Origin of the sequence: Mycobacterium szulgai (assembly GCF_002116635.1) — a bacterium.
Classification (GTDB): domain Bacteria; phylum Actinomycetota; class Actinomycetes; order Mycobacteriales; family Mycobacteriaceae; genus Mycobacterium; species Mycobacterium szulgai.
In genome coordinates, this window is the sequence record NZ_LQPW01000172.1 from 1 (window position 1) to 12,499 (window position 12,499).

Genomic DNA, 12,499 nt, shown 5'->3' on the forward strand with positions numbered 1-12,499 from the left:
GTCGGGCGGGTCCGGCGGGGTCAGACAGGCCGGCGGCGCCGGCGGCGCTGCCGGATTGCTCGGCAACGGCGGCGCCGGCGGCGCGGGCGGCGCGGGTGCCGTCGGTGGCGCCGGCGGCGCCGGCGGGCTCCTCTTCGGCAACGGCGGAGCCGGCGGCCTAGGTGGGGCCGGCGTGCTGGGCGTCAACGCCGGCCAGGGTGGGCACGGTGGCAGCGGCGGCAACGCCTACCTGTTCGGCGCCGGCGGTGCCGGCGGGCAAGGCGGTAGTGGCCTCGCCGGAGCCAACGGTGTCAACCCCACCCCCAGCGGCACGGCCGCCAACGGTAGCGACGGCCTCACCATTGAGGGCTCTGGTCAGGCGATCGGCGGCAATGGTGGGCCCGGCGATAACGGCGGCACCACGCAGACCGGCGGTGCTGGCGGAACCGGCGGCGGCGGCACGTCGCTGAACAGCCAGGGCGCTGCGGGAGGTCCGGGCGGCGCGGGTGGAGACGGCGCGAGTGGCGGCCCGGGAGGTGCTGGCGGAGCAGCTACAACCACAGTTGGTCCGGCCTTTGGCGGCCACGGCGGCAACGGCGGCAACGGACTGGCCGCTGGCGGCGCGGGAGGCGCCGGCGGAGCCGGCGGCGAGGCAACCAGTACTAACCCGCATGGTGGTGACGGCGGCGCGGGCGGCAACGGCCACCTCAGCGGACTGGCCGGCGGCAATGCAGGTGCCGGCGGCACCGGCGGCGACGGGGGCCATGGCGGGCTGCTCGTCGGCAACGGGGGTACCGGCGGCGCGGGCGGCAACGGCGGCATCGGCGGCGCCGCCGCCGGCGGTGGCGGTGGCGGCGCGGGCGGGATCGGCGGCGTCGCGAACTCCCAAGGCAACGGTCAGGGTTTCGCGGGGCACGGCGGGCAGGGCGGTATCGGCGGCGACGCGACAGGCGACGGAGGCGGCGGCGGGATTGGCGGTGCGGGCGGCAACGGCGGCGCCGCCGGAATGCTGATCGGCGACGGTGGCAGCGGCGGTGCGGGCGGCGCCGGCGGCGTCGGCGGTGCGGGCGGCGCCGCGGGCGCTGGAGGCGCGGGAGCCCCAGGCGGCGGCGCTTCCGCCACCAGCAATGCCGAAGCCGTGGCCGGCAGCGGTGGCGACGGCGGCGCCGGCGGCAACGCCACGGGCACGGGCGGCACCGGTGGCGTCGGGGGCTCAGGCGGTAACGGAGCGTCCGGCGGGATGCTGATAGGCAATGGAGGCAATGGGGGCAGCGGCGGTGCCAGCGGTGCCGGCGGCGCCGGCGGCGCCGGCGGCGCGGGCGGTGCCGCAGGTTCGGGCGGCAACGCCACGTCGATGACCGGTTTCAGTGCCGGCGGCGGGGGCAACATCGGCGGCGACGGCGGCGACGGCGGGGACGGCGGGGACGGCGGGGCACCCGTAAGCCTGGGCGGCACCGGCGGGGCCGGAGGATTCTTCGGCAACCCGGGTACCGGGGGCGCGGGCGGCGCGGCCGGCGCGGGTGGAGCCGGTGGTGCCGCGGGCGCCGCCGGTAAGGCCGGCGTCGGGGGCACCCCTAACGGCAGCGCCGGATTCGATGGAAACCCTGGCTCAGCCGGTACCGACGGCCAACCGGGCTAGGTCATCAGGCCGGTGGCCGAGAAGTTCCGTTCCGGATCCCGGCCGGCGAAGTAGTTATGCAACGTCGAGCTCAGCTGATCGGGCTCCCAGGCCGGGCCGTCGGCGCTGAACTGACGCTCCGCGGTCGGCGCCGCAACCAGGGTCACGCGCGGGCCGTAAACGATGAACACCTGGCCGTTGACCTTGGCCGAGGCCGGGGACGCCAAGAACTGGACCAGCGTCACCACGTGCTCCGGCGACAACGGGTCGATCTCGCCGGCTGCTACTTCGGGCGCTTCGCCGAAGACATCGGCAGTCATCGCGGTGCGGGCCCGCGGGCATATCGCGTTGGCGCACACGCCGTACCGGCTCAGCGCTCGCGATGCGGACAGGGTGAGCGCGGTGATGCCGGCCTTGGCGGCGCCATAGTTGGCCTGACCGACCGGGCCGACCAGCCCCGCCTCCGAGGAGGTGTTGATGATCCGGCCATATATAGAGCCATCGTTGGCTTCTTTTGCCTTGGCGCGCCAATACGTCGCCGCGTTGCGGGTGAGCAGGAAATGCCCGCGCAGATGCACGGCGATGACCTGATCCCAGTCCTCATCGGACATGTTGAACAGCATCCGGTCGCGGGTGATGCCGGCGTTGTTCACCACGATGTCCAGCCCGCCCAAGCCATCGGCCGTGGCGACGAGTTCGTCGGCGGTGGCGCGTTGGCTGATGTCGCCGGCGACCGCTATCGCCTTAGCGCCGGCGGAGCTGATCTCGTCGATCACGCCGGAGTTGTCCAGTGCGGTGGCGATGTCGTTGACGACGACGGTGGCACCGTGGCGGGCCAGGCCGATTGCCTCGGCGCGGCCCAGGCCCGCGGCGGCACCGGTGACCACCGCGACCTTTCCGGATAGATCGGTCGTGTTGCTCAATTTATGAATACCTCTAGTTTCGGTTTAGTCCTCGCGCAGCAGGGCGGCACGCGGGCATTCGGCGATCGCCTGCTCGGCCAGGTCCTCCTGGTCAGCGGGGATCGGATCGGTCTTGACGACGGCGTAGTCCTCGTCGTCCAGGTCGAAGATATCCGGGGCAATCCCTAAGCACACCGCGTTACCTTCACACCGGTCGCGGTCGACAATCACTCGCACGGCACTCTCCTTGGGCCTGGGCTGCGGCCTGAAACGGGTTTGTTGATCATTTTCCAGTACCAGCCTAGGCCCCCGAAAGGGTTTCAGTATGTCCGGGCGATAGGCTCGCTGGATTCCCAGACTAGAACGTGTTACAACCGGGAAGAGCACTGGGTAAAGCAAAGGACGGCTGGAATGCGCATCAGTTACACCCCCGAACAGGAGGAGCTACGGCGCGAGCTGCGGTCGTACTTCGCCCAGCTGATGACGCCGGAACGGCGCGAGGCACTGAGTTCGATCCAGGGTGAAATCGGGATCGGCAACGTCTACCGGGAGACCGTCGCGCAGATGGGCAAGGACGGGTGGCTCACCCTGAACTGGCCCAAGGAGTACGGCGGCCAGGACCGCTCCCCGATGGACTCGCTGATCTTCACCGACGAGGCGGCGCTGGCCGGTGCGCCGGTTCCGTTCCTGACGATCAACAGCGTGGCGCCGACCATCATGGCGTTCGGCACCGAGGAGCAGAAGAAGTTCTTCCTGCCGCGCATTGCCGCGGGGGATCTGCACTTCTCGATCGGCTACTCCGAGCCCGGCGCCGGCACCGACCTGGCCAACCTGCGTACCACCGCGGTTCGCGACGGTGACGACTATGTGATCAACGGCCAGAAGATGTGGACCAGCCTGATCGCCTACGCGGACTATGTCTGGCTAGCGGTGCGCACCAACACCGAAGCGAAGAAGCACCGCGGCATTTCGGTGCTGATCGTGCCGACCACCGCCGACGGCTTCTCCTGGACTCCGGTGCATACCATGGCCGGTCCCGACACCAGCGCCACCTATTACACCGACGTGCGCGTGCCGGTGAGCAACCGCGTCGGCGAGGAGAACGCCGGCTGGAAGCTGGTGACCAACCAGCTCAACCACGAGCGCGTCGCGCTGGTGTCGCCGGCGCCGATTTTCCTGTGCCTGCGCGAGGTTCGGGAATGGGCCCAGAACACCAAGGACGACAGCGGAGCCCGGCTGATCGACTCGGAATGGGTACAGCTCAACCTGGCTCGGGTGCACGCCAAGGCCGAAGTGCTCAAGCTGATCAACTGGGAGTTGGCCTCGTCGTCGAGTGAGGCGCTGTCGCCGGCGGATGCCTCGGCGGCCAAGGTGTTCGGCACTGAGCTGGCCACCGAGGCATACCGGCTGCTGATGGAGGTGCTGGGTACGGCGGCCACGCTGCGTCAGGATTCGCCAGGCGCGTTGCTGCGCGGCCGGGTCGAGCGGATGCACCGGGCGTGCCTGATCCTGACCTTCGGCGGTGGCACCAACGAAGTTCAGCGCGACATCATCGGCATGGTCGCCATGGGACTGCCCCGAGCCAGCCGCTGACTTCTGGAAGGGATTCGATAAATGGACTTCACGACAACCGAAGCGGCGCAGGACCTCGGCGGTCTGGTCGACACCATCGTTGACGCGGTATGCACGCCGGAGCATCAGCGTGAGCTGGACACACTGGAGCAACGGTTCGACCGCCAGCTGTGGAGCAAGCTGATCGATGCCGACATCCTGACCAGCGCCGCGGCATCCTCAGTGGGCGGCGACGGCTTCGGCGGGCTGGAGCAGGTGGCCGTGCTGGTTGCGCTGGGCCACCAATTGGCCGCGGTGCCGTATTTGGAGTCGGTGGTGCTGGGGGCGGGGGCGCTGGCCCGGTTCGGCTCTGAGGAGTTACAGCAGGAGTGGGGCGTGCCGGCGGTCAAGGGCGAGAAGATCCTGACCGTCGCGTTGCACGGCGAGATGGGTGAGGGGCCGGTGCAGGCCACCGGCGACCGGCTCACCGGCACCCGCACCCAGGTGTCGTTCGGCCCGGTGGCCGATGCCTTCCTGGTGCCCGCCGAAACCGATTCCGGCACCGCGGTTTTCCTGGTCGGTTCCGATGCCGCCGGGGTTACCCTGACGCCGCTGCAGACCACCGGCCTGGGCAGCGTCGCGCATCTGAAGCTGGACGGGGTGGACGGCGTTCGGCGGGTTGGCGGAAGCGAAGTGCTCGATTGGCTGCACACGCTGGAGAGCGTGGGCCGCACGGCTTTTCAGCTCGGCGTGCTGGAACGGGGATTGCAGATGACCGCCGAATACGCGCGCACCCGTGAGCAATTCGACCGCCCGATCGGCAGTTTCCAGGCGGTAGGGCAGCGGCTTGCCGACGGCTACATCGACGTCAAGGGTTTGCGGCTGACGCTCACCCAGGCGGCGTGGAAGGTCGCCGAAGAGGTTCCGGCCGATATCGAGGTAGCCACCGCGGCGTTCTGGGCCGCCGAAGCCGGACACCGGGTGGCGCACACCATCGTGCATGTGCACGGCGGCGTTGGCGTGGACACCGATCACCCGGTGCACCGATACTTCTTGGCGGCCAAGGAGATTGAGTTTTCGCTGGGCGGCGCTACCGGGCAGCTGCGACAGATCGGCCGCGAGCTGGCGGAGACTCCTGCTTGATGGCCTTGCCGAACGTGAAGCTGGTTTCACGTTCGGGTTCGAAGGTGAGGCTGGTTTCACGCCTGAGAAGACGAGGGGGCCGCGACGTGACTGACCCGACCGTCAGCCGGCTGCTGATGCCGCTGGCCGAAATCGACGACCGGGGCGTCTACTTCGAGGACTCGTTCACCAGCTGGCGAGAGCACCTGCGCCATGGCGCCGCCATTGCCGCGGCGTTGCGGGCACGCCTCGACCCCGCGCGTCCACCGCACGTCGGGGTGCTGCTGCAGAACACGCCGTTCTTCTCGGCGATGCTGGTGGCGGCCGGGATGTCGGGAATCGTTCCGGTGGGCCTGAACCCGGTGCGCCGCGGCGCGGCGCTGCTGCGCGATATCAACCACGCCGACTGCCAACTGGTGCTCGCCGATTCCGCCTCGGCGGAGCCGCTGGCCGATATCGAGCACGTAAACGTCGATTCCCCTGCATGGGCGGACGAGGTTGGCGGCCATCGAGATGCTGAGTTGACGTTTCAATCCGCTTCGCCGGCAGACCTTTTCATGCTGATCTTCACTTCGGGAACCAGCGGCGAACCCAAGGCGGTGAAGTGCAGCCACGGTAAGGTCGCGATCGCCGGCGTGACCATGTCCCAGCGCTTCGGCCTGGGCGCTGACGACGTCTGCTATGTGTCGATGCCGCTGTTCCATTCCAACGCCGTACTGGTCGGCTGGGCGGTGGCCGCCGCGTGCCAAGGATCAATGGCGTTGCGGCGCAAGTTTTCTGCGTCGGGATTCCTGGCCGATGTCCGTCGCTACGGCGCCACCTACGCCAACTATGTGGGCAAGCCGTTGTCGTATGTGCTTGCCACGCCGGAGCAGCCCGACGACGCGGACAACCCGCTACGGGCGGTGTACGGCAACGAGGGCGTGGCCGGCGACCTGGAGCGCTTTGCCCGCAGGTTCGGCTGTGTGGTGCAGGACGGGTTCGGTTCCACCGAAGGCGGCGTGGCGATAGCGCGTACTCCCGACACCCCCGCGGGTTCGTTGGGGCCGCTACCGGACGGCATCGAGATCGTCGACCCCGACACCGGCCTGCCGTGTCCGACGGGCGTGGTCGGTGAGCTGGTCAACACCGCCGGGCCGGGCCGCTTCGAGGGCTACTACAACGACGAGGCCGCCGAGGCCGAGCGCATGGCGGGCGGCGTCTACCACAGCGGCGACCTCGCCTACCGCGACGACGCGGGCTACGCCTACTTCGCCGGCCGGCTGGGCGACTGGATGCGGGTGGACGGCGAAAACCTGGGCACCGCACCCATCGAGCGGGTTTTGCTGCGCTACCCCGAAACGGCCGAAGTCGCGGTGTATGGGGTGCCCGACCCAGTGGTGGGCGATCGCGTGATGGCCGCGCTGGTGCTGGCGGCCGGGGCGCAATTCGATGCCGACAAGTTCCGGGCCTTCCTGGCCGAACAGCCCGACCTCGGGCCCAAGCAATGGCCGTCGTATGTGCGGATCAGCGGGGGCCTGCCGGGCACCGTCACCTTCAAGGTGCTCAAGCGGCAATTGGCCGCCGAGGGTGTCGAGTGCGGCGATCCGGTGTTCGCGATTTAGCCGTTTCGACGAGGCCGCCAGCACCGCGTATTCGACACACATATATCCGCGGAATGCCTCAATGAGCTGCCCAGACGCGATACGATCCGCGCCTAGCCAGTTGCATCGATGACCGCCCGCCGAGTCGCGTCCAAATAGTGCGAGGTGCCGCATGTCGTATGTCGCCGCAGCGCCGGAGACGATGACTTCGATGGCGACCAATCTGGCCAGCATCGGGTCGACGATCAGTGCGGCCAACGCGGCGGCGGCGGCACCCACGACAGCGATGCTCAGCGCCGCCGCCGATGAGGTTTCAGCGGCCGTCACCGCCCTGTTCGCCCAGCACGCGGCGGGCTATCAGGCACTGGCCGGCCAGGCGGCGGCATTTCACCGCGAGTTCGTGCAGACGCTGAGCTACGGCGCCGGAGCGTACGCCGCGGCCGAGGCGGCCGCTGTGACGCCGCTGCAGGCGGCGCTGAGCGCGGCGGCTTCGCCGGTCGAGACGTTCCTGTCGCGACCGCTGATCGGCAACGGCGCCAACGCCACCACGCCGGGCGGCCCCGGCGGCGACGGCGGCTGGCTGTACGGCAACGGTGGCGCCGGCGGAGCCGGCGCGCCGGGCCAGCCCGGCGGTAAGGGCGGTTCGGCCGGGCTATGGGGTAACGGCGGCACCGGTGGCGCCGGTGGCAGCGGCGGCGCCAGTGGCGGCGCCGGTGGCAACGGCGGCCTGCTGTTCGGCAGCGGCGGCGCGGGCGGGCTTGGGGGCGCCGGGAGCGCCGGCGGCGGCCTCGGCGGCGCCGGCGGTCACGGCGGCAACGCCGCGTACCTGATCGGCACCGGTGGCGTCGGCGGTGCCGGCGGCATCGGCGGCACCGGCGGCGGCACCGGCGGCCACGGCGGCGACGGCGGCAACGCCGCCTGGCTGCTTGGCACCGGCGGGACCGGCGGCGCCGGCGGAATCGGCAGCCCCGGCGCCGTGGGAGGTGGTTTCGCCGGCAGCGGCGGAACCGGCGGAAACGGCGGCGCCGCAGGCTTGTTCATGAACGGCGGCAACGGCGGGGCCGGCGGCCAGGGCGGCGACGGTGGGGCCGGCATGGCCTCCGGCACCATCGGCGGTACCGGTGGCGACGGCGGCCTGGGCGGGCAGGGCGGCACCGGCGGCGCCGGCGGTGGCGGCCCGGTGATATTCGGCCACGGCGGTGCCGGCGGCCTCGGCGGACAGGGTGGTACCGGCGGCGCCGGCGGCGTGGGCGGCAACGGTGACAACGTGACGGCGGCCGGCACCGGCGGCAACGGCGGGACCGGCGGCGCCGCCGGTCCCGGCGGTACGTCCGGCGCTCGCGGCTTCCTCACCAGCAGCGGCCTGCCCGGCGGCGTCGGCGCCGGCGGCACCGGAGGCGCCGGCGGGCAGGGCGGAACCGGCGCGTCCGGCGACGACGCCAGCGTGCTCGGAACCAACGGTGGCGGGGGTTTCGCCGGCGGCAAAGGCGGTGCCGGTGGGCAGGGCGGCGCTGCCGTTACCGGCGGTGTCGCCGGTAACGGCGGAGTTGGTGGCAGCGGCGGTCTCGGCGGCGACGGCGGCGACGGCGCCAACGGTGTGGCCGGCGGCGGTCTGGGCGGTGCCGGTGGCAACGGCGGCAACGCCGGCGCCGGCGGGCAGGGCGGCGCCGGCGGCTTGGCCGGCACCGGAGGTGGCGGCAAAGCCGGCGCCACGGGTGCCGGCGGCAACGGTGGCCACGGCGGCGACGGCGGCAACGGCACCAATGGCGGCAACGGCACCGACAACACCGCCGTGCCCAACGCGGCGGGTGGAAACGGCGTGGTAGGCGGCGCCGGCGGGCTGGGCGGTGACGGCGGCGCTGCCGGCGGCCCGGGCGGAACCGGCGGCACCGGCGGGGCCGGCGGCGACGGCGGCACCGGCGGCAACGGCGGGCACGCCGGCAACAACAGCACCAACACGCCCGTCGGCGGCGATGGTGCGGTCGGCGGGGCAGGCGGCAACCCCGGCAACGGCGGCGCCGGCAACGGCGGCACGCAAGGTGCGCAGGGCGTCGGCGGCAACGGCGGCAAAGGCGGCGACGGCGGTGGCGGCGGTACCGGCTCGGCCGGCAGCGACGGCGGCACCGGAGTCGCCGGCGGCAACGGCTCGGCGGGCGGCGGCGGCGGCAAGGGCGGCGACGGCGGTGCCGCCGGCGCCAACGGCGGCAAAGGCGGCAACGGCGGGGTCGGCGGCGCGGGAGCTAACGGCGGCAACGGCGGCATCGGTGGAACCGGCAATGCCGGCACGGGCGTTGCGCCCGTGGGCGGCACCGGCGCCGATGGCGGTGAAGGCGGTGGCGGGGGCGCCGGCGGAGCGGGCGGCAATGCCGGCGGGCCCGGCGGCATCGGCGGTCAGGGCGGTGCCGGCGGATCGGCCGGCGATGGCGGGGCCGCCGGTCAGGGCGGCAACGGCTTCGTCCCCAACACCGGCGTAACGATCGCACCGAACGGCGGCACCGGCGGTACCGGCGGCGTCGGCGGTCTCGGCGGCCAGGGCGGTGACGGCGGTAACGCCGGCAGCGGCGGTGCAGCCGGTATCGGCGGTCTCGGCGGCAACGGCGGCAACGCCGGCGCCGGCGGGCAGGGCGGCAACGGTGTGCAGGGCAATCTCACCGCTGCCGCCGGAGCCGGCGGCGCGGGCGGCAGTGGCGGCAACGCCGGGATGGGCGGCAAGGGCGGCAACGGCGGGACTGGAGCCACTGCCGCGCCCGCCGGAAACGGCGGAGTGGGCGGCAACGGCGGAGCCGCCGGCCAGGGCGGCGCCGGCGGCACCGGGGCCGCCGGCGGCGCCAACAATGCCAACTTCGGCCCCGTTACCGCAGGCGATGGCGGTAAAGGCGGCGACGCGGGCCTGGCCGGCGGCGGCGGCAACGGCGGCAACGGCGGCGCCGGCTCCAGCGGCGGCGTCGGCGGCAACGGCGGCAACGGCGGCCTGGGCGCGGCCGGCGGAAACGGCGGGAACGGCACCAATGGCTCGCAGAGCTTCGGACCCGACTTCAACGCCACACCGCAAGGCGGAGCGGGCGGGAACGGCGGTGGGGGCAGCAACGGCGGCAATCCCGGCAGCGGCGGCGCACCCGGCTCCCCCGGCGGCCTCGGAGGCGCCACCGGCAAGGGCGGCGACGGGGGTAACGGCGGCTCCGGCGGTAAGGGCGGCATCGGCGCGAACGCCATCAACACCACGATCAACCCGACAACGGCACAGGCCGCCACCGGCACCGCCGGTTCGCCGAACGGCACCACTCCACTCGGCGGCAATGGCGGCACCGGTGTTGCCGGCATGCCCGACACCACACCCCCTGACCCGACGCAAGTCCAGCAGGGTGGTAACGGCGGCGTCGGTGGCGGCGGGGTCAACAGCGCCGACAATGACACCGCCCAAGGCGGCGTGGGCGGAACCGGCGGCGCGGGCAGCGTCATCGCCGGACCCGGCGGCACCGGCGGCGCCGGCGGCAGCGCCTCGGAAACCGGCAAGGGCGGCACGGCCACCGGCGGAATGGGTGGTACCGGCGGCGACGGCGGGCCGGGTGGCTACGGCCCCGGCGGCAAGGGCGGCGCCGGCGGTAACGCGACCGCAAACAACGACAACGGCACGGCCATTGGCGGCGCCGGTGGAACCGGCGGCGATGCGACCAACGATCCCAATCCGCTGACCAATCTCGGCGGCAACGGGGCCGCGGGCGGAGCCGGCGGCAACGGCGGCACCGCAACGGCGACGGGCACCGGCGGCAAGGCCACCGGCGGTGCCGGCGGCCATGGCGGTGACGGAGCCGGCGGAGCCGTCAACGCCGGTACCGGCGGCCAGGGTGGCAACGGCGGCGCGGGCGGCAACGGCGGCCAGAACGGGGGCAGCGGCGGCACCGGCGGAGCGGCCGGGGACGGCGGCGCCGGCGGCAACGGCACCGTCGGCGGCGCCGGCGGCGGCGGCGGCGACGGCGGCACCGCCACCGGCACCACCAGCACCAAGGGCAACGGCGGCGACGGTGGTAACGGCGGCGTCGGCTCGGTCGGTGCCGACGGCGGCAACGGCGGACGCGGGGGCGGCGGCGGGCTCGGCTTCGGTGGCGGCAAGGCCGGTGGCGGCGGCGCCGGCGGCGCCGGCGGGGCTGGTGGTTTCGGCGGCACCGGCGGCGGTGGTGGGGCCGGCGGCAGCGGTGCGACGTCCGGCAACGCCGGAGATGGAGCCACCGGCGGCGACAGCGGTCTGGGCGGCACCGGCGGCGACGGCGGGGCGGCGGGCAACGGCGTCAACGGCGGTACCGGCACCGGCGGCACAAGCAATGCCGGCCAAGCGGGTAGTGGCGCCAGCGGTGGCGCCGGCGGCAGCGGGATCGGTACCGGCGGCAATCCCGGAGCCGGTGGGGTGGCCTGATCCTGTCGATGGGACGCCGTGCCTAATCGAAGCTTCGAAGCGCTGGCTGCCGGTGTTCCGGCTTGCATCGGTATCGCGATTGCCCACCCGGGCACGGCCGGGGCGTATTCACTGGGCCAGTGGTCGACCGGCGTCGCGTGGTCGACGATCAAGGTGCCGCTGGCGATCGCTGCCCTGCGCCGCGATCCAGAACGCGCAAAGCCGTTGGTAATCAAGGCAATTACCGAATCCGACAATCCCGCCTCCGAAGACCTGTGGGCGCAGCTGGGCGAACCCGCGGTGGCGGCGCGCCACGTACAAGCGGTCATCACGGCGGCAGGCGATCCGGCCACCGCGGTCGAGGAACGGCGAATCCGCCCCGGTTTCACCGCATTCGGCCAAACCCGATGGACCCTGGCGCGCCAAGCGGTGTTCGCAGCCAACCTGGCTGATGTTGCAGGTTCGGCGCCGGTGATCGACCTGATGCGCCGGCCGGCTGCCGAGCAATGCTGGGGCTTGGCCGCCAAAGGCGTTGCCGCCAAAGGGGGTTGGGGCCCCGGCGTGGACGGCGGCTACCTGGTTCGGCAGTTCGGGATGGTGCCGCTGGACCGCGTGCGGCTGGGCGTGGCGTTGGCGGCTGAAGCGGCGGACTTTGGCACCGGGGTTCGCGTCTTGAGCACGATGGCCGACTGGTTGACCGACCAGCTGCCTGAATTGGCCCGCGGCTGACCCAAGGCACGCGAACAGGGCATTCAAGAACTATCCAACAGTTGCGGGTCACCCTTGTCGGCGTTGCGGTAGTTGCGTTGAAAGGTGGCCCATGTCGTTTGTTCTGGTGGCTCCGGCGTCGATGGCCGCGGCGGCGACAGATCTGGCGAACATCGGTTCGGCGATCAGCGCGGCCAACGGTGCGGCGGCGGCATCCACGGCGGCGGTGGCGACTGCGGCCGGCGACGAAGTGTCCGCGGCCATCGCGGCCCTGTTCAGTGGCCACGGCCGGGCCTATCAGGCCCTCGCCGCGCAGGTGGCGACGCTGCATGAGCAGATCATCGGCCGCTTGTCCGCGAGCGGAAACTCCTATGCCGCAGCGGAATTGACCAACGTCAACTCACTCGCCGAGGCGGTACTGGGTCGCCCGCTGGTCGGCAACGGCGCCGACGCCAGCACGCCGGGGGGCGCCGGCGGCGCCGGCGGCCTGCTGTTCGGCAACGGTGGCAACGGCGCGGCCGGGGCGGCCGGCCAGGCCGGTGGGGCCGGCGGGGCGGCCGGGATGTTCGGCAAAGGCGGCGCCGGCGGGGCCGGCGGTATCGGGGCCAACGGCGGCGACGGCGGGGCCGGCGGCTGGCTGGGCACC

General features: G+C 72.8%; 9 protein-coding genes. 7 read left to right on the forward strand and 2 right to left on the reverse strand.

Annotated features, from left to right (window positions below):
- Positions 1-1,618, forward strand: a 1,618-nt coding sequence (locus AWC27_RS31680) for a PE family protein (RefSeq protein WP_211281720.1), incomplete at its 5' end; no start/stop codon positions are given.
- On the opposite strand, the gene AWC27_RS27430 is transcribed toward AWC27_RS31680, so the two are convergent.
- Complete coding sequence (locus AWC27_RS27430) at positions 1,615-2,520, reverse strand: 3-oxoacyl-ACP reductase (RefSeq protein WP_425437525.1); 906 nt, start codon at positions 2,518-2,520, stop codon at positions 1,615-1,617. The genes AWC27_RS31680 and AWC27_RS27430 overlap by 4 nt on opposite strands.
- 24 nt (positions 2,521-2,544) lie before the next feature.
- Positions 2,545-2,736: a ferredoxin gene (locus tag AWC27_RS27435; RefSeq protein ID WP_083116370.1), complete on the reverse strand. Its 192-nt coding sequence runs from the start codon at positions 2,734-2,736 to the stop codon at positions 2,545-2,547.
- A 174-nt stretch (positions 2,737-2,910) separates the two neighbouring features.
- Between AWC27_RS27435 and AWC27_RS27440 the strand changes: the two genes are divergently transcribed.
- From AWC27_RS27440 to AWC27_RS27465, 6 genes are all read left to right on the forward strand, one after another.
- Positions 2,911-4,092, forward strand: a complete 1,182-nt coding sequence (locus tag AWC27_RS27440; protein ID WP_085673771.1) for an acyl-CoA dehydrogenase — start codon at positions 2,911-2,913, stop codon at positions 4,090-4,092.
- 21 nt (positions 4,093-4,113) lie between these two features.
- Entirely contained in the window at positions 4,114-5,193 is a 1,080-nt protein-coding gene (locus AWC27_RS27445; protein ID WP_085673773.1) for an acyl-CoA dehydrogenase family protein, read from the forward strand.
- On the forward strand, positions 5,193-6,776 hold the full coding sequence (gene fadD17 / locus AWC27_RS27450) for a long-chain-fatty-acid--CoA ligase FadD17 (protein WP_085673775.1): 1,584 nt from the start codon (positions 5,193-5,195) through the stop codon (positions 6,774-6,776). Before AWC27_RS27445 ends, fadD17 begins: the two co-directional genes overlap by 1 nt.
- Positions 6,777-6,927: 151 nt before the next feature.
- A complete protein-coding gene (locus AWC27_RS27455) occupies positions 6,928-11,166 on the forward strand; it encodes a PE family protein (RefSeq protein ID WP_085673777.1) in 4,239 nt (1,412 codons plus the stop codon).
- An 18-nt stretch (positions 11,167-11,184) separates the two neighbouring features.
- Entirely contained in the window at positions 11,185-11,874 is a 690-nt protein-coding gene (locus tag AWC27_RS27460; protein WP_085673779.1) for a hypothetical protein, read from the forward strand.
- A 91-nt stretch (positions 11,875-11,965) separates the two neighbouring features.
- The coding region (locus AWC27_RS27465; protein ID WP_139837256.1) for a PE family protein at positions 11,966-12,499 on the forward strand (534 nt) is incomplete at its 3' end.

What these genes read in the sequence shown, in the direction of transcription:
- fadD17 (WP_085673775.1), top strand. Translation starts at nt 5,193, where the DNA reads ATGGCCTTGCCGAACGTGAAGCTGGTTTCACGTTCGGGTTCGAAGGTG.
- AWC27_RS27445 (WP_085673773.1), top strand. Translation starts at nt 4,114, where the DNA reads ATGGACTTCACGACAACCGAAGCGGCGCAGGACCTCGGCGGTCTGGTC.
- AWC27_RS27455 (WP_085673777.1), top strand. Translation starts at nt 6,928, where the DNA reads ATGTCGTATGTCGCCGCAGCGCCGGAGACGATGACTTCGATGGCGACC.
- AWC27_RS27440 (WP_085673771.1), top strand. Translation starts at nt 2,911, where the DNA reads ATGCGCATCAGTTACACCCCCGAACAGGAGGAGCTACGGCGCGAGCTG.